This window comes from Bradyrhizobium ottawaense (assembly GCF_002278135.3).
GTDB lineage: Bacteria > Pseudomonadota > Alphaproteobacteria > Rhizobiales > Xanthobacteraceae > Bradyrhizobium > Bradyrhizobium ottawaense.
The window spans coordinates 3,171,521-3,188,155 of the sequence record NZ_CP029425.2; the positions used below are offsets into that span (position 1 = coordinate 3,171,521).

The following is a 16,635-nucleotide window of genomic DNA, read 5'->3' on the forward strand; positions in this document are numbered from 1 at the left end:
TCGAATCGGGATGGATCCCTTCGACGACGTTGTGAGCGCGATGAGCGTGGCGAGTTCGCTCTATGTGCGATTCCGCTTTACCGCGCCGTGGGGTGTGGCATTCGATACCGGCTATCAGGCCCGGCTGGTGATGATCGCAGAAGGTGTGGGCTGGTTGCTGTCCGAGGGTGAGGTTCCCCTACCAGTGGCCAAGGGCGATTGTCTCATCGTCAAGGAAGGCACGCGGTTCGCGCTGGCGGATCGGCCCGACAGTGCCCTCGTGGATTGTGTGAACCTGTTTGCGGACCTGCCCGGCTTCTCGGAAGGGACCGGCTTCACCACCATCCCTGACCGCACGGTCAACTATGGCGGTAACGGCGCGCTGATGGAAATGGTATCGGCGCGTCTTTCATTCGATCCGATCGCGGCCGAGCCCTTGCTCGCCTTGTTGCCCGATCTGCTCCACGTTCGCTTGGCGCATGGTGACCTCGATCTGCTCGAGACCACCCTAGGCCTGATTGGCCTGGAAAGCCGCGCAGATGGGCTCGGCGCGGACTTAGTGGTAGAGCGACTGACGGACGTGTTGTTCATTCAAACGATCCGCGCGTGGGTTGCGGCGGACGGGACACGGGCCGGCGGGTGGCTTGCTGCGCTGAGGCACAGATCCTTGGCCAAGGTTATTCGCTCCGTTCATGCGGACATCGCACGCGACTGGACGGTCGAGGAGATGGCTCGTGTCGCAGGCGTCTCGCGCTCCACCTTCGCTCAGAACTTCCGTTCGGTTCTCGGAGAGACGCCGCTGAGCTATGTGACGCGGTGGCGGATGTATCGCGCCAAAACCCTGATGCGGAAGGGCGCGGCCTTGGCGGAAGTGGCGGTCAGGGTCGGGTATGACTCCGATACCGCGCTAAGCCGCGCCTTCCGGCGTGTCGAGGGACTGGCGCCTGGAGAGTGGCGGCGCACCTTGGCTGCGGAGGCGAACAGGCCTGCGTTATGATCCGCGGCGTGCGGCCGGGTCCAGATCTTCGTCAATATTGCGGGCCTCTCAACCCTTCTCGACTGCGCTCCAGCTAGAGCGTTTTCGAGCGAAGTGGATACCGGTTCGCGTCAAGAAACGCGTCAAAAAATAGAAACTTAGCCGGTCCGGAGGGAGGCTGGCGGCAGCCCCCGTTCCGGACCGGCCGCTTCGGGCGCGATCAATCGCCCGAAAACGTCATGGCTGCCGCCGGGCTGCGCGTGCGCCGGACCAGGATGACCGTCTGAAGCATCGGGAGCGGAAGAAAGCTCTGGCTGGTCGGGGCAGGGCGGCTTGCAGAACATCGTCGCGTCTTTCGTTGCGTTGCGTGCCGCCGCTGTCTAGCGAAGTCCGCTTTCGGCGGCGTCAGCCGTTCGGAGGAGGCAGCGCAATGCGCGCTCACCAAACGCCGGGCATCAGGCGATAGCGCACCCGCGCCGCATAATCGGCATAGCCCGGCAGGCCCTCGCGCAAGGTGCGCTCCTCGATTCCGATTCGGATCGCGAACAGGAGGACCAGGAGCGGGACCATCACGAGTCCCCACCACGAGCCCAGCAGCAGCGGCACGCCGGCGAAGAACAGGACCATGCCGCTATACATGGGATGACGCACATGGGCGTAGGGACCGCTCGAGATCACGCGCTGGGCGCGCTCAGCCTGCAGTTTCACCACCGGCGCAGCGAACGAGTTTTCGCGGAACACCCACATCGTGGACAGTGTCGAGGCCAGGAACAGCGCAAGGCCGAACGCCTGGAGTGCGACCGGCATGTCGGACGATTGAAGGCGCCGGTCGACGCCGATCAGCACCAGCCAGGCCAGCATCGCGACGACGAAGACGCTCATGAACAATTTGTCGGCTGCTGGCTGATCCTTCTGCAGCACCGGCCGCAGCCGCTCGGCCAGCAGCGCCGGATCGATCCGGTAGAGCCACCAGCCGCAGAGCGGGCCGAGCAGGGTGCCTGTCGCGAGGAACACCCAGGCCGAAGGCCAGCGCAGCGTCCCTGCGGAGGCGAACAGCAGCGCGCCCATCGCGGCGGTGGTGATCGTGTTCTGCAGCAGCAGTCTGGCGATCATTGGCGATCTTGTTCTGTCCCACGCCGGCGTATTGATAGCCTGCTTTCCGGCAAACATGCGGCGCGAGGCGACAGGGACCGGGTTCAGACCTTGATCGGCGGTGTAAAGGCCGCGATGAGCCGAACCAGATCCGCCTGTCGTTTGGTTCCGGTCTTGGCGAAGATCCGGGCGAGATGGGTCTTGATCGTGGATTCGGCGATGCCCATGCTCCTGGCCACGTCGGGAACCCCGCCGATCTCGACGATGGACAGGAAGACGCGCAGCTCGGTCGGCGTCAGCCTGAACAGCTTGCGGATGAGGTCGGGCGCGACGATCGTATCGAGCGCTGCCTTGCTGACGAACAGGACGGCGCAGGCGTCGTAGCTCGCTGCGAACCTTTGCCGGCGCCCGGCGGTCAGCGGCAGGAGATGCGCGACAAAATGCGCGCCGTCGCGGGCCGTCAGATGCAGCGAGATGCTCGCGCTCGTCATCGCGCGGTCGCCGACAACCGTGCCCGCCAGCGCCTGCCGCAGCACGCGATCGGCATTCGGCTCGGACGTCACCAGCCGGCCACGGACCGAACGAAGCACGTCGGCCTCGTCCAGGATGTCGCGCGCGCTGGCATTGGCGTGCGTGATACGAGCCTCGGCATCGAGCAGCAGGATGGCGGTTCGCAGGGCGTCGAGCGTGCGCATCGACGTCGTCTCCAATGCGTTCTGCTGCTGCAGCTTCTGCCTGACGACCATGGCCCGTTGCAGGTGCGGCGTGAGGTGGGAGATCACCTGGTACATCCTGCGGTCGACGGGGCCGCCGGCCTTCATGATCGAGAGGCGGGATATTCCCTCAGGCGATTTGTCGAGCAGGATATTGGCGGCGTCCTCGAGGCCCTGCGGCCGCGTCCATTCGTTGTAGAACATGGTGGTGCGGAATTCGTCGACGTCGATCCAGTCCCTGATGGTCTGGATCTGGCCGACCGGCGCGTGGAGCACGCTGCGCGACGGATCGAACGGTTCATAGGTTTCGATGTAGGACTGAACATAGGCCGGCTCGACACCAACGGCATGCGCGATCACGGCCTCGCCGTCTGCTCCGATCCGGACCAGACCGCCGCTTTGGCCGCCCGCCAGGTCGACGATGCAACGAAGCGTCGCCGACCATCGGGAATCGTCGAGCGCTGCATCGTAGATGCCCGCCACCAGCGACAGCAGCTCTTCATTCAGTTCCATGGTTTGTCCCATCGACGCATGCTCATTCGGCCTCGCAGATGAGCACGCCGCATGCGGAAATTTGATGAGCCGGATCACACTTGAAGGCCGCGCCGAGCTGGAGCGGTGGTTTTCGGGCCAATCGTGCGCGTAGGGAAAATGGCCGCGGTGGGGCAGGCGGGCCGGGTGCAAGGTTCGCGTGGACGCGAACAATCGCGCGCCCATGGCGGCAACGAGCGTGGTGTCAAGCAACGGCCGTCTTGCGATCATGCGCAGGTCCCGGGGTGGCCGCGCATGATGTTCCCGCTATCCGGCGAAGATGCGCCGGACACGAAACAGGCCCGATCGACCGGATCGGGCGATTCGTCCTTCGAGAAGATCGATCAGGCGAGCTGATCGATCCGCGTGCCCTGACCCGGCGGCAGCGGTGCGGGCGGCTGCGGCTTGTAGGTGGGGTCGGCGTCCTTGGTCTTGGTCTGATCGTCCTGCTGCTTGGTCGTGTCGTAGCTCGGAACCACGATCGCGATCGGCGGCGGCGCAACGGTGGAAACCTTCATCCGCAAATCCTCACACATGGAAACAATTGACCCTGCGCTGCGAGAAGCGAAAATTCCTTCAAGGCAATCGTTAAAATGCGAGCGATTGGTGTGGTAGGAGGCGCTGTTCGTGCCCTGCATCGTGCCTTATGCGAGCGACGACTAAAACCCTCCTCGTCATTGCGAGGAGCTCTTGCGACGAAGCAATCCAGACCGTCACCGGAAGGATTCTGGATTGCTTCCGCCTTCGCCAAGGCTTCGGCGGACAAGTCGCTCCGCTCGCAATGACGGAGTACGAAGCGAGCTGCGTCGCGTCGCAATTGCACCTTGTCCGCAGCAAGTGCGGAAGAGGGCCTCCGCCTATTCGTCCTTGCCGCGCGTGATCGCGATGGACGCGTCCTTCTTGGTGCGGGTGCATTCCATGTTGAGTCGCCGATAGCGCATGCTGATCTTGTCGCCGCGCAGCAGACCCATCCGCTTCAGGCAGCGTGTCGCGCCCGTCGTGGTGTCGTCCTTGGTCACGGTGAAGACGATCGCCGCCATCGACCCCACCAGCGCATAGAATTCCGGCGTCGGCTTGCGATCACCCTTGGCATAGAGCTCGATGGAATATTTGTCGCCGCGGCAACCCACGGACAGCTCCTTGGCCGCCGGGTGCGTCAGGTAGACGGTGTTCGCAGCGCGGAAGTTCACCTTGAGGCGATCGACCTGGTTCGCCAGCTCCTTGGCACTGTCGTCGCAGCGGTCGGCGCGTGCGGGCGAGGTGAGGGTCACAAGGCCGGTGATGGCGGCGGCGACCAGGATCGCGCCGCGGACGTTCAAGTTCAATGTCATGATGAAAAGCCCCTTAGGGCGCGCATTCAAGCGTCGTCGGGCGCGAAGCGCAAGGGTGGGAACGGGCATTTCCCCGTGCGGCTTGGCTGTTCTCTCGCCTGCAATCTGCTATACTTGATTGTATGACCAAGCTCCTGGACGAGGCTATCCGTCAGGTCGTGCAGCTTCCCGAAGGCGAGCAGGATGCCGCCGCGGGGGCGTTGCTCGACTATGTCAAACACATGCGGGACATCCAGCTGACCGAGGAGCAGATCGCCGAAGTGCGCCGTCGCCGAGCCGATCCAAACCGCAAATTCCTCTCCCTGGATGAAGTGCGTGCGCGCGTCGAGCGCTTTGGGTCCTGAGGGGCCATGGAGCTGATCTTCGATGATCAGGCGGTTGCTGATCTCGAAGGCATCTTCAACTGGGTTTCACAGGATAGTCCGGCCGCTGCCCGGAAGGTGACCGATCGGCTGCTCAAGAGTATCGGGCAGTTGACGTCCTTCCCCTTTATGGGGCACGTCGGGCATGATCCCCAGACATTTGAGTGGGTTGTGCCCCGGCTCCCCTATGTCGTGATCTATGAGGTCGATGTGTTACGCGCACGAGTTGTCGTAACTGCAGTATTTCACGGCGCACAGGCCCGAGATTCTTGAGTGGGCGCCTGCCCCCTTGCCGGGAGACAGAATGGGGTCTCTTCCATGCGCTCCGCTCACTTCCCTTTGCAGCAAAAAAGCTTAGAACGCTTCTATGCTGAGAGGCCCGCCAGGGCTCCAAAACCCCGAGATTCGCTCCATGAACGCTCCGACCGCCTTCCCCGACCCGTCAAAGCCCGTTCCGCCCTACAAGCACACCCCGCTATTCCCGCTGGGCAAGGACGAGACGCCCTACAAGAAGATCACGGCCGAGGGTGTCAGGGTCGAGAAGGTCCTGGGCAAGGACATGCTGGTGGTGTCGCGCGAGGCGCTGCGGGCGCTGTCGGAGGCGGCTTTCGGCGACATCAACCATTATTTGCGCCCCGGCCATCTGAAGCAGCTCCGCGCCATCCTGGAGGACGGCGAGGCCAGCCCGAACGACAAGTTCGTCGCGCTGGACTTTTTGAAGAACGCCAACATCGCCGCCGGCGGCGTGCTGCCGATGTGCCAGGACACCGGCACCGCGATCATCATGGGCAAGAAGGGTTGCAACGTCGTCACCGACGGCGACGACGAGGCGGCGCTGTCGGAAGGTGCGCGCGACGCGTATCTGCGCCGCAATCTGCGCTACTCGCAGGTCGCGCCGCTCTCGATGTACGAGGAGAAGAACACCGCCAACAACATGCCGGCGCAGTGCGAGATCTACGCCGAGGGCGATGACGCCTACAAGTTCATGTTCATGGCGAAGGGCGGCGGCAGCGCCAACAAGAGCTTCCTGTTCCAGGCGACGCCCTCGGTGCTGACCAAGGACCGGCTGCTCGCGTTTCTCAAGGAGAAGATCCTGACGCTGGGCACCGCGGCGTGCCCGCCCTACCACCTCGCGATCGTGATCGGCGGCACTTCGGCCGAGCTCTGCATGAAGACGGTGAAGCTCGCTTCCGCCCGCTATCTCGATGCGCTGCCGACCCACGGCTCGCCCGACGGCAACGCCTTCCGCGACGTCGAGATGGAGAAGGAAATCCACAAGATGACGCAATCGCTCGGCGTCGGCGCGCAGTTCGGCGGCAAGTACTTCTGCCACGACGTCCGCGTGATCCGCATGCCGCGTCATGGCGCATCGCTGCCGATCGGGCTCGGCGTTTCGTGTTCTGCCGACCGCCAGGTGCTCGGCAAGATCACCAGGGACGGCGTCTATCTCGAGGAGCTCGAGCACAACCCGGCGCAATATCTGCCGCAGGTCGAGCAGGCGCTCGGCGGCGAGGTCGTCAAGATCGATCTCAACCAGCCGATGAAGGACATCCTGGCGACGTTCTCCAAGCATCCGATCAAGACCCGCGTCTCGATGACCGGCACCATGATCGTCGCGCGCGATAGCGCCCACGCCAAGCTGCGCGAGCGACTGGAGAAGGGCGAGCCGCTGCCGGACTATTTCAAGAACCACCCGGTCTATTACGCCGGCCCGGCCAAGACACCCGAGGGCTACGCCTCCGGCGCGTTCGGTCCGACCACGGCGGGCCGCATGGATTCCTTCGTCGACCAGTTCCAGGCCGCCGGCGGCTCGATGGTGATGGTAGCCAAGGGCAACCGCGCGCCGGCCGTGCGCGAGGCCTGCAAGAAGTATGGCGGCTTCTATCTCGGCTCGATCGGCGGCGCCGCGGCGAACCTTGCCGAGCACTGCATCAAGAAGGTCGAGGTGCTCGAATATCCCGAGCTCGGCATGGAAGCGATCTGGCGCATCGAAGTCGTCGACTTCCCCGCGTTCATCATCATCGATGACAAGGGCAACGACTTCTTCAAGGAGCTGAACCTGGGCTAGCCAGTCCTGCGTCGTCCGCCGGTTCTCGAACCGGCGGACGATTTACGCAGCGCGCGCTCAGCGCTTTATTGTGAACGACATCGCGCCGCCATTTTCGGCGCTGTCGAACATGACAAGCACACGGATGTTGGCTGCGTCTTCCTCGAGGGGAAGCAGAATTTCCGCTTTCGCCTCTTTTGGGGCTGTGCTCAGATCGAGCGTCGCCAGGGATTTGGCAGTCTTGCTGCTGCCGTCCCACAGCCAGACGCTATAGGGAACGTCTTCGTCACGCGTTGGCCCTGCGAGGATCAAGATGCCGTTGTTCACCACGGCAAGGTCGCGGATGCCGGTATTCTCCCCGAGATCGAGCGGCGTCGAGGCGGGTTTGAGATCGTCGTCCTTGGTAAAGAGCGCGCTTGCATCGACGCTGAGCACAAAGGCCTGACGGTTCAGCGATGGACCTCGCAGCCCGAAGTAAATGCGGTCGTTCCTGATTGCAATCCCTTCGACGTTGACACCGCCTTCCGCGAGCGGCTTGTTGAACTTCGATCCGACGTCGTTACTCTTTTCAATCACTTCGCGCAGCCGCGGGCTCGGCTCGACGCCTTCGACCTTCTTGGCGTTGGGTTCGGTCTTGGGTGCGCCGGTTTGCGGATCCACGGCAATCCGAAACACGACGTAGCTCGACAGATTCTCCTTGTCGCTCTTGCGGCTTCGGCCGTGCGAGCCGGTTACATAGAAGAAGCCCTTTTCATACGCGACGCCTTCGGCATCGGGGTCCTTGTCGTCATCCGAAAGCCGGATGAGCTTCCGCGGAACGAGGACGTTGCCTTCGATCGAGAAGAACTGTGCGTATTTCTTCTCATCATTGGCGATCAGGCATGACGTGAACTTCGGCGTGGTGGGCACGCACGCCGCTCCGCTCAAATTCATGCGTGGCTGATCCTTGAACTTGTCGTCCTTGTCGTCTTTCTCGAAGATCGAGGCGGGCTTCCAGGCGGTTGCCTCCGGGGCAATCTTCGGCGGCAATTGTTCGCCGCGCCCGGCCGACATCGCTGCTCCGAGCAGAATGCAAACGAACGCGGCTGTCAGTGATCGATGAAATGCATGCATGATGCTGTACGGCATTCTTCCCTCCCGGGTGCAATGCTCAAATACAATCCTGAATTGTTAAGAAGACAAGAGCGAGAATGTCGCGGAGCGCTCTCTTCTCAGCTGCAATTCGTGACCTGGTTCGAGCAGAGCGCGCGCCACCAGCCGCGGACGCCGTCATGGCTCTCGACCAGACCCCAGAAGCCGCTGCAGGCGAACAGGCGCTTCGGGCCGCCGTCACCATCGATCGGGCCGCCGAGCTCACGCTGCGCCGGCATCCATTTGGCATCGACGAAGGGAGCCTGGAACAGCCCGCCTGCGCGCGTATAGCCATTGGCGTAGCTCGCGCCGACCTTGTTGGACGCAACCCAGCCGCGCCCGGCATAGGGTTTGGGCGCGCTCCGCGGATATCTCTTCTCGTCCTCGTAGTCCTTGCCCGGCGGCTTGGCGCCTTCGATCAGAAACCAGCCGCTCTTGAAGCCGATGATGCGGAATTCGGTGAGCCAGCCGCCGTCGGGCGTGTTCTCAGCGCCGCCTAACTTCAAGCGGTAAGGCGGCGGCAGCGTGCCGAGCACGCGCGCCATCGCCGACGGCTCGGCGCGCACGTTGAGGCCACCGGGGTCCTTGTCGATGGACCAGGCGCCGAGACTGCAGGGCTCGGTGCCATCGGGCAGCTTTGTTCGTCCGGCGGCGAGATCGGCGTGCAGCTTTGAGAAATCGCTGTCGTCATTGTCCGGATCGGGCTCCGCGCGCGGCTTCAACTCGGCTGAAACCGCGCGTGTCGCATCCGGTGTCAGCTTGACCACGAGGGCCTCGCGCGCAGCGAACACGCTTGCCGGTGTTTTTGGATCGTTCGATGGCGCGGGATAGACGGCGAGATATCCCATCGAGCCATCGGTTCGATAAGCGGCGCCGGCGACATAACCTGCCGGGACCAGGGCGAGCGCGCTTGCGCGCCACGCCGGTTCGGTGTCATCCGCGCGCGCCGCTTGTGTCGCGACGCACAGCATCGTCGTCGCGATGAGACGAAGCGCGCGCATGATGCTGCGCGGCCTTACGCGCGGGCGCCCGTGAACGGGAAGCTGCCCATCGGGCCGATGCCCATCTCGCCGTTCATGCTGTCGCCGGAGACGGTGCCGGCGAATTCGAGCGTGAGCGGCATCGGGTTGGTGATCGAGACCTTCCAGGAGACGTTGTCGCCAGCGACGGTGCCGTCGAAGATCTCGGCGGTATTACCTTCCGCGCCTTGCGTGCCCGTGAGCGTGCCGCCGGCGGCCTTGAGGCTCAGCGTCGCCTGGCGCTCGCCCATCGGCGTCGTCATGGTCAGATTCCAGTTGCCGTCTACGGCCATTCCCGTCTCCCCAACAAATCCCGGCGGACCGCGACGATCCGCGGCCAGTCCCGGACGAGCCTATAGCCCAACTCGCAGCTCCTGCCTAACGCTCCATTTGAGGCATGGAAACATGATCCCGAAAAGTGCGTAGCGGTTTTCGGAAAAGATCATGCTCAGACAACAACCTGAAGCGCGATCACATCGCGCTTTAGGCGCGGGCTGCAGCGCGCCTGCGGCTGGTGACGATGAGCCTTAGAACGACATACTGCACGGCAAAGGCGAGGATCTTGGCGCCGCCGGCGACCACCGTGAGGTAGAACGCCCACAGCTTCAGATCGCCCGTGGAGGCGACGAGGATCATGCCGACGCCGATCACGAACATCAGCGCCGCCCAGGCATAGCCTGCAGCCGTCACATATTCCGGAACGGTCTCGACGACGATCGGCGGCATGTAGCGCAGCATCCAGCCGCGCTTGAGCATGATCGCGCCGATGGCGAAATGCGCGATCGAAGGCTTTGCCATCATGAAGCGGGGATCATTGGTCAGCAGAGTGATCCCGCCCAGTCCGACGACGAGCGCGAGGCTCGCATAGGTCATGTAGTTGAGTTGCTGCCCCTTGATGCGGGCGTGGATCACCTGCGCGATCGCGCCGGCGATCGCCACTGACGTCGCCAGGATGACGTTGTCGGTGGCGAGATAGACGACCAGGAAGACGATGGCGGAGAAGAGGTCGGAGCCGAGGCGGGCGAATACGTCCTTCATCGTCAATCCTGTTCAGCGGGCGGTGGGCAATGCGCGGGCGGGCCTACCGTACTTGATCTGGCGATACTCGGGATACCATTTTGTGAAGTAAATCGCGCTGTTGCGGGCGGCGAAGGCGACTGCAAGGCTCGACCAGAGCGGCAGGCCGGGGACGTAGAGCAGCACGAGATTGCCAGCCGCCATCAACAGCGCGGCCACGGTCCAGGCGCCGGTGATGACGTAATTGGCGGTGAGAAAGCCGGGCATCGCCGCGGTCTCGGCCGGCACTGATTCCAGCGCATATTGCAGCGTGAAGGGACGGCGGACCAGCAGCGAACCGAGCGAGATGACGAAGATGCCGATATCGACCGACAGCTTGACGCCGAGCGTTCCGAGCTGCGGGTCGAGCAGCGCCAGGTAGAGGCCGATTGCGGCGAACACGATCGCCGAGCCCGCGGCCAGGGTCTTCACCGAGCGCCCGCGCGCCACATCGATTGCGACGGTGGCGAGGCAGATCGCGGAGGCCACGAACACGCTGATCGCGGCCGACGTTACCAGCATCAGGAAGCTGTAGGCGCCGTAGGGCGCAAGGATCAGGAAAATCGCCATTACCTACCTCGGTCAGGCCGATCTTTACGATGTAAAGATCAATAGGTCAGAGGCGAGACCGGGTCAAGCGAAATCTTTACAGTGTCAAAATGATGTAGGCGGCATGTAAAAGTTGAAGTGCCGCAACGGCTTGGTCGGACGCCTCGTCAGCCAATTCCGCCCAGGGCAGGCGCGACAGAATGGGGAGCGCGCAGGCGATCGCGAGGCCGAGGGCGAGCAGGATGCCGCCGTTGAAGAGGACTTGGCCGCTCCGCCGCAGATGGACCACCTCGAGTGTGAGCGCGGCGCAGACCATGGCGAGGATGGCGAGGAGGTCTGCGGTGATGGAGGGCATCTGCATACGGGCCTCTTTGGTGACACGTCCGTGCTGTGGCTCCGGGCGGGCGCCACGTGGCGCGCCCCGGAATGACGGGAGCTACTGCGCCCCCACCCAATTGCCGTGAAAACCATCCGGCACGCGATGGCCGAGCTGCACCAGCGCGACGGGACCCGCTTCGACATCGGTGGCGTTGAACACGGCGAGGTCGCTGCGGTTCTCCCGCGCCCGCCAGACCACGGCGAGCAGCCAGCCATCGCCCTCAGTCGCATCCTTCGATCGCTCGACGAACACCGGCTCGGAGATGGTGTCGCCGGCGGGCAGCAGGTAATGGCCGAGACGTCTTCCGTTGCCGTCGACATGGACGACGCCGGAGAGCGCGCCGAACATCGGCAGTTTCGGATTGGCGCAGGCGTACCAGCCGTGACGGTTCTTCAGCCCGGCGCGGCGGTCGTCGATGCGCGGAAATTCGCCGGTGAGATCGTCGAGATAGGTCTGCTGGAAGCGATCGGTATTGCCGGAGAGATCGAAGGTCCAGCGGCAGTGCCGGGCGCGCGACTTGTCCGGATCGGTCGGCCGGCCGTCGGGATGCGGAAACAGCGGTGCTTCCTCGAACTGCATGACGTCGGCGATGATGCGGTTCTCGTCCTCCCACGCGTTCATGATGTGGAAGACGTAGCAGGCTTCACCGCGAAACCAGACGATGTCCTTTGCGGTGCCGCTCCGCTTCATCACGCCGACATAGGCGCCCTTGTCCGGCTCCCAGGCGTAGGGCGGCTGCCCGCGCATCGCGCGCTCCATGCTGCCGGTGATCGGCAGGATCGGAAACAGCACATGGTTCGCGGTGACGATGAAGTCGTGCACCATGCTGGCATAGGGCGCCTCGAACCGCTCGAAGCGGGTCGCCTTGCCGGAGGCATCGATCGAGCCGTAGGAGAGGGCAGGGCTCAACGGACCCGCGGCGTTGTAGCCGAAGAACACGAGCTCGCCGGTGACGGGATCGATCTTCGGATGCGCCGTAAAACTGCCGGCGACGCGGCCCTGGTAGTTGTGATAGCCGCGCGTCGCCAGCGTGCCGGGCTCGATCTCGGTCGGCAGATGTGCCTCTTCCAGCGCCAGCAGCTTGCCGGCATGGAAGATGATATTGGTGTTGGCGACGCCGCCGTCGGTGAGATTAGCAGGGGCATCGGGCAGCTTGCGGCCGAAGCCTCCGAACAAGGCGCGGCCGGCGTCGTGCTCGGCGAGCCATTTCGGCGTGCGGACCCAGCGGTTGCGATAGCTGGCGCGCCCATTGTCGAGGTGGAACGCGTGCAGCATGCCGTCGCCGACGAACCAATGGGCGCCGGGGGAATCGAACTGCGGATTGGGACCGTTGCGATAGAGCGTGCCGTTCAGCTCGCGCGGCAATTCGCCGATGATCTTCAGGAATGGCGCGTCCGCTTCGAACGGGATCGGCGCGATGTTGTTGCGGCGCTCGGCGACGGCGTCGTGCTGCACGGCGTATCCCTCTCTATCTTTACATCGTAAAGATCGGATAGCGCCGATTGCCGCATCGGTCAAGCGAAATCTTTACACTGTCAATATTGCGTCATATAGCTTGCAAATGGCCAAGATCGACACCAAGACCGATACCAAGAGCGAAACGGCGCGACGCGCGCGTGCCCCCAGAAAGACGACGTCGACTGCGGCATCGCGCCCAAGGCGCGGTGCGGCGAGCGCGAAGTCCGAGACGCCGTATCACCACGGTGCCTTGCGCGAGGCGTTGCTGCAGGCTGCCGAACGGGTGCTGGAGCGCGACGGACTCGCCGGCCTCACCTTGCGCGCGGTGGCGCGGGAGGCGGGCGTCTCCCATGCCGCACCCACCCACCATTTCGGTGATCTCACCGGCCTGCTCAGCGAGCTCGCGGCCGTCGGCTTCCGCCAGTTCAACGCGGCGATGGCGGCATCCTGCAGTGCCGCCACCACGCCGCTCGAAGCCGCGCTGGCGCGGCCCAAGGCCTACGTCGCCTACGCGCAAGCCCATCCCGGCATGTACAGCATCATGTTCCGTACCGAGCGCCTGGACTATTCCAGGCCCTCGCTGCACGAGGCGGCCGAAGCTTCCTTCGCCGGGCTGGCGAATGCGATCGGCATGATGCGGCAGGAGCAGATCAGCGGTGACGCGCTGACGCTGAGCCAGGGTGCCGCGATCGCACGTGCCTGGTCGATGGTGCATGGCTTCACCATGCTGCTGCTCGACGGACGGCTCGAGGATATCTTGGGACGTCTGCCCGAGGGAACGACGGCCGAGCGGCTAATGGAGGCGATGCTGATGGCGCCGGTGGCCACCAAACACCCCGCATAGCGGTCGTGGGCCGCCAAGGCCTAAAGCATGATCCGGAAAAGTGCGCAGCGGTTTTCCGAAAAGATCATGCTTAAACAACAACCTAAAGCGCGATGACGATTCGTCCTAATCGCATCGCGCCTTAGCGCATCGTCGCAAGCTCGACGGCGCGGCCGCGCGTGCCGATGATCTTCACCTCGTCCTTGCCGCAAGCGAAGCCACGGGCGAAATCGTCCGCGGCCTTGCGCGCAAGCTCGTTGGTGGTGGGGTTTGCGATCGCATCGACATAAGCAACGTGACAGACCGGGCCCGGCGGGAGCCGGGTCACGACCAGCATGGCCTTGGTGTTCGGCCGGCCCTGCTTGTCGGGATCGGCATTGTCGGCGATGTGCCAGCGCTGGATGATCGCGAACGGCTTTGCGCCCACGGCACGCCATTCGATCGTGGTCTCCGACGAATTGAACGGTGCGAACCAGACCTTGGCTGCCGGTTCCTCGGCCGCCTGCTTGCGATTGCGGCCGACCGAGACGATTTCGCGAAGATCGTCCTCGGCGATCAGCACCAGGAGGCCGTCCTTGCCCGGACAGATGCGCGTCGTGCTGCCGTCGAGCTCGCTGGGCTTGCCGATCTGGCGGCAATCCTTGGGCGCGGTCGAGGTGTAGGTGCTGCCCACGGTTTGGGCGGCGGCGCTGTGCAGGCCGATGCAGATCATCAAGACGGCCAGGCCTGTGCAGGTGATGCGGTTCATCATGAGGGCTTCGATCGCAGGGAACTCCGCACCATCAGACGTCTTCATTGTGGGCAAGGTTCAAACAGGGGTGGGATAGACCTGACAGCGGCGCGGAATCGTTCTAGAAGAGCGGCTTCGCTTGGGCTCCTCCAGCCTCGTTCGCGTCCTCCTTTACTTGATCATGCCAGCCATCTCCTCGCAAAAACCCTATCGCGTCGGCCGCTCCAAGACCGGGCTCGGCCTCTTCGCCACCAAGCCGATCAAGAAGGGCACCCGGATCATCCGCTATTTCGGACCGATCCTGGATTCGCGGATTCCCGAGCAGGACGACATCGAGAACAAGTACCTGTTCGAGCTCAACGGCCGCTGGACCATCGACGGCTCGGTCCGCAAGAATCTGGCCCGCTACATCAACCATTCCTGCCGGCCCAACGCCGAGTCCGACGTCCGGCCGCGCGAGCGCAAGGTCTTCATCCGCGCCATCAGGAACATCGAGCCGGGTGACGAGATCAACTATGATTACGGCACCGACTATTTCAAAGCCTATCTGAAGCCGATCGGTTGCAAGTGCGAGTCTTGCGAGAAGAAGCGCAAGAAGCTGCGAGCCGAGGCGCGGGCGGAAGCCGCCAAGGTGAAGGCGCGCACGGAAGCCAAGGCCAAGAAGGCGGGCACGAAAAGCACGGCGAAAAAGAAGAAGCTGAACGGCAAGCACTTCGCCGGCAAGGTCGGCCGGGCGAGGGCGTAGTCGCAGGCGATGGCCGCGATTGGTGCGCGGCCAGGCCGGGCCTCACGCCGCCACCGCGCTCGCACTTCTCCGCAATCCCACATATTGCAGCTCGGCAAACACGCCGGTGGCGATCGCCTGCGCCACGACCATGAGCGCGCCGGCAAGGTTCGGCGACACCGCGCCCGAGAGCAGCAGCGCAATGCTGCCGACCGTCCAGGCCGCATTGCCGACCACGACCAGCAGCACGAGCGCCTTCGCCACCGAGGCGCGTGACGCCAGCCAGCCGACCAGCGCGGCGTAGGCGATCAGGAACAGGCCGGTCTCGCGCAGCAGCGCTTCGGGCAGGTTGAACAGCGCAGCGAACGCGCTCGCGCCGAAAGTGAAGCCGAGGGCGGCGACGCCGCTGAAGATGGCATCGGCGAGCAGCGCGCGGCGCAGGAAGGCGGAAGCGTCGATCATCAGAGGTCTCCATGGTTGGGGTGGGCTCGGGGGTGAAACTCAGTGCCGTCCGCGCCACCAGACGCGAAGCAGGCGGGCGAGGCGGAACGGACAAAGGCTCCTGCCGACGCCGTGCTCGAAGGCCGTGACCTGCGCGAGCACATAGTCGCCGGTCGAATGCACCAGCGGCTCCGGCATGTTGAGGCTGCGCGCCAGCATCCGCGTTGCGAAGGCCATGGCCCAGGGAACAAGGTGGTCTGCGACGGTCCGGTAGAGCAGCAGCGCGATCATGGTCATCTCCTGTCGCCACTGAAGATGCGCGCGCCGGCGCGCCAATTCGATTACCTCGCGGGTAATGGAAGGGCAGAAATCCGCATGCTAGGTTTCTGGTCATGAACGCACATGCATCCACGGCACAGGCCGACCGCAGCCAGCCGGTTCACATCGGCGACCATTTGCGCGAATGGCGGCAGCGCCGCCGCATGAGCCAGCTCGATCTCGCGGGCGAAGCCGAAATCTCGGCGCGTCATCTCAGCTTCGTCGAGACGGGCCGCGCCGCGCCCTCGCGCGACATGGTGCTGCGGCTCGCCGAGCGTCTCGACGTGCCCTTGCGCGAACGCAACGTGCTGCTGGTCGCCGCCGGCTATGCGCCCGCGTTCCAGCAGCGCCCGCTGGAGGATCCCGCCTTGAAATCAGCCCGCCAGGCGATCGATCTCGTGCTGAGGGCGCACGAGCCCAATCCCGCGCTCGCGGTGGACCGGCACTGGAACCTGGTGTCGGCCAACCGCATGGTGGCGCCGCTGCTCGATGGCATTCCGCAGCGGCTGCTTGGCCAGCCCTTCAACGTGCTGCGGCTCGCCTTTCATCCCGAGGCGCTGGCGCCGCGCACGGTCAATCTCGCGGAGTGGTGCGGCCATCTTCTGGAGCGTCTGCACCGGCAATGCGAGGTGACGGCCGATCCTGAGCTGATCAAGCTCTACAACGACCTCAAGAGCTACCCCATCCCGGCGCGCGCGGGGCCGCTGTCGAGCGACAATGTCGCGATCCCGTTCAAGCTGCGCCACGGCGGGGAGATACTAAGTTTCTTCTCCACCACCATGGTGTTCGGCACGCCCGTCGACATCACCCTGTCGGAGCTGGCGCTGGAGACGTTCTTCCCGGCCGACGAGCGCACCGCAGAGCGGCTGAAGCAGATCGCGGCAGCCATGACCTAGAGCCCTTGACCTAGAGCCCTTGGCACCCTTGCCTCCGAGCGGCTTCGGCTTATCTTTGGGCCAACCTTGATCGCCCGAAG

21 protein-coding genes are annotated in these 16,635 nt (G+C 64.2%); 7 read left to right on the plus strand and 14 right to left on the minus strand.

Annotation, left to right across the window (positions count from 1 at the left end):
* Positions 1 to 10: 10 nt before the first annotated feature.
* Positions 11 to 976, plus strand: a complete 966-nt coding sequence (locus CIT37_RS14880; protein ID WP_038971620.1) for an AraC family transcriptional regulator — start codon at positions 11 to 13, stop codon at positions 974 to 976.
* Positions 977 to 1,393: 417 nt separating this feature from the next.
* Here the strand turns inward: CIT37_RS14880 and CIT37_RS14885 are convergent, their stop codons facing one another.
* The 4 genes from CIT37_RS14885 to CIT37_RS14900 form a co-directional block, all read right to left on the minus strand.
* On the minus strand, positions 1,394 to 2,068 hold the full coding sequence (locus CIT37_RS14885) for a methyltransferase family protein (RefSeq protein WP_095425271.1): 675 nt from the start codon (positions 2,066 to 2,068) through the stop codon (positions 1,394 to 1,396).
* Between the two features lie 83 nt (positions 2,069 to 2,151).
* Positions 2,152 to 3,273, minus strand: a complete 1,122-nt coding sequence (locus tag CIT37_RS14890) for a helix-turn-helix transcriptional regulator (protein WP_095425270.1) — start codon at positions 3,271 to 3,273, stop codon at positions 2,152 to 2,154.
* Positions 3,274 to 3,635: 362 nt separating this feature from the next.
* Positions 3,636 to 3,809 (minus strand): hypothetical protein, encoded by a 174-nt coding sequence (locus CIT37_RS14895; RefSeq protein WP_018321873.1) that lies wholly within the window; start codon positions 3,807 to 3,809, stop codon positions 3,636 to 3,638.
* Between the two features lie 339 nt (positions 3,810 to 4,148).
* Positions 4,149 to 4,622 carry a hypothetical protein gene (locus CIT37_RS14900; protein WP_095425268.1) on the minus strand — a complete coding sequence of 158 codons (474 nt, stop codon included), beginning with the start codon at positions 4,620 to 4,622 and terminating at the stop codon, positions 4,149 to 4,151.
* 122 nt (positions 4,623 to 4,744) lie between these two features.
* Here CIT37_RS14900 and CIT37_RS14905 point away from each other — a divergent pair, with 122 nt between their 5' ends.
* The 3 genes from CIT37_RS14905 to CIT37_RS14915 all read left to right on the plus strand — a co-directional run bounded on the left by CIT37_RS14905 (position 4,745) and on the right by CIT37_RS14915 (position 7,052).
* Positions 4,745 to 4,966, plus strand: a complete 222-nt coding sequence (locus CIT37_RS14905; RefSeq protein WP_028142783.1) for a hypothetical protein — start codon at positions 4,745 to 4,747, stop codon at positions 4,964 to 4,966.
* A 6-nt stretch (positions 4,967 to 4,972) separates the two neighbouring features.
* Positions 4,973 to 5,257, plus strand: coding sequence for a type II toxin-antitoxin system RelE/ParE family toxin (locus tag CIT37_RS14910; RefSeq protein ID WP_095425267.1), 285 nt, complete (start codon positions 4,973 to 4,975; stop codon positions 5,255 to 5,257).
* 139 nt (positions 5,258 to 5,396) lie between these two features.
* Entirely contained in the window at positions 5,397 to 7,052 is a 1,656-nt protein-coding gene (locus tag CIT37_RS14915) for a fumarate hydratase (protein ID WP_095425266.1), read from the plus strand.
* Between the two features lie 57 nt (positions 7,053 to 7,109).
* On the opposite strand, the gene CIT37_RS14920 is transcribed toward CIT37_RS14915, so the two are convergent.
* From CIT37_RS14920 to CIT37_RS14950, 7 genes are all read right to left on the minus strand, one after another.
* Positions 7,110 to 8,084, minus strand: a complete 975-nt coding sequence (locus CIT37_RS14920) for a DUF3616 domain-containing protein (protein ID WP_161966412.1) — start codon at positions 8,082 to 8,084, stop codon at positions 7,110 to 7,112.
* Between the two features lie 158 nt (positions 8,085 to 8,242).
* Positions 8,243 to 9,163, minus strand: a complete 921-nt coding sequence (locus tag CIT37_RS14925; RefSeq protein WP_095425264.1) for a hypothetical protein — start codon at positions 9,161 to 9,163, stop codon at positions 8,243 to 8,245.
* Between the two features lie 14 nt (positions 9,164 to 9,177).
* Complete coding sequence (locus tag CIT37_RS14930; RefSeq protein WP_028142787.1) at positions 9,178 to 9,474, minus strand: hypothetical protein; 297 nt, start codon at positions 9,472 to 9,474, stop codon at positions 9,178 to 9,180.
* 190 nt (positions 9,475 to 9,664) lie between these two features.
* Positions 9,665 to 10,219, minus strand: a complete 555-nt coding sequence (locus CIT37_RS14935; protein ID WP_028142788.1) for an inner membrane-spanning protein YciB — start codon at positions 10,217 to 10,219, stop codon at positions 9,665 to 9,667.
* 12 nt (positions 10,220 to 10,231) lie between these two features.
* On the minus strand, positions 10,232 to 10,807 hold the full coding sequence (locus tag CIT37_RS14940) for a hypothetical protein (RefSeq protein WP_095425263.1): 576 nt from the start codon (positions 10,805 to 10,807) through the stop codon (positions 10,232 to 10,234).
* 76 nt (positions 10,808 to 10,883) lie between these two features.
* Positions 10,884 to 11,147 carry a hypothetical protein gene (locus tag CIT37_RS14945; RefSeq protein ID WP_028142790.1) on the minus strand — a complete coding sequence of 88 codons (264 nt, stop codon included), beginning with the start codon at positions 11,145 to 11,147 and terminating at the stop codon, positions 10,884 to 10,886.
* Positions 11,148 to 11,222: 75 nt separating this feature from the next.
* On the minus strand, positions 11,223 to 12,620 hold the full coding sequence (locus CIT37_RS14950) for a carotenoid oxygenase family protein (RefSeq protein ID WP_095425262.1): 1,398 nt from the start codon (positions 12,618 to 12,620) through the stop codon (positions 11,223 to 11,225).
* Positions 12,621 to 12,726: 106 nt separating this feature from the next.
* Here CIT37_RS14950 and CIT37_RS14955 point away from each other — a divergent pair, with 106 nt between their 5' ends.
* The gene (locus CIT37_RS14955) at positions 12,727 to 13,467 is read left to right on the plus strand and encodes a TetR/AcrR family transcriptional regulator (protein WP_038948093.1); all 741 of its coding nucleotides are present in this window, start codon (positions 12,727 to 12,729) and stop codon (positions 13,465 to 13,467) included.
* Between the two features lie 121 nt (positions 13,468 to 13,588).
* Here CIT37_RS14955 and CIT37_RS14960 read toward each other — a convergent pair whose 3' ends face one another.
* Positions 13,589 to 14,194, minus strand: a complete 606-nt coding sequence (locus CIT37_RS14960) for a hypothetical protein (protein WP_038948092.1) — start codon at positions 14,192 to 14,194, stop codon at positions 13,589 to 13,591.
* Positions 14,195 to 14,357: 163 nt separating this feature from the next.
* On the opposite strand from CIT37_RS14960, the gene CIT37_RS14965 reads away from it, so the two are divergent.
* Positions 14,358 to 14,921: an SET domain-containing protein gene (locus CIT37_RS14965; RefSeq protein WP_038948090.1), complete on the plus strand. Its 564-nt coding sequence runs from the start codon at positions 14,358 to 14,360 to the stop codon at positions 14,919 to 14,921.
* 42 nt (positions 14,922 to 14,963) lie between these two features.
* On the opposite strand, the gene CIT37_RS14970 is transcribed toward CIT37_RS14965, so the two are convergent.
* Entirely contained in the window at positions 14,964 to 15,362 is a 399-nt protein-coding gene (locus CIT37_RS14970) for a hypothetical protein (RefSeq protein WP_095425261.1), read from the minus strand.
* A gap of 39 nt (positions 15,363 to 15,401) precedes the next feature.
* Positions 15,402 to 15,632 (minus strand): hypothetical protein, encoded by a 231-nt coding sequence (locus tag CIT37_RS14975; protein ID WP_095425283.1) that lies wholly within the window; start codon positions 15,630 to 15,632, stop codon positions 15,402 to 15,404.
* A 101-nt stretch (positions 15,633 to 15,733) separates the two neighbouring features.
* Between CIT37_RS14975 and CIT37_RS14980 the strand changes: the two genes are divergently transcribed.
* Entirely contained in the window at positions 15,734 to 16,555 is an 822-nt protein-coding gene (locus CIT37_RS14980) for a helix-turn-helix domain-containing protein (RefSeq protein ID WP_028142797.1), read from the plus strand.
* Positions 16,556 to 16,635: the final 80 nt, after the last annotated feature.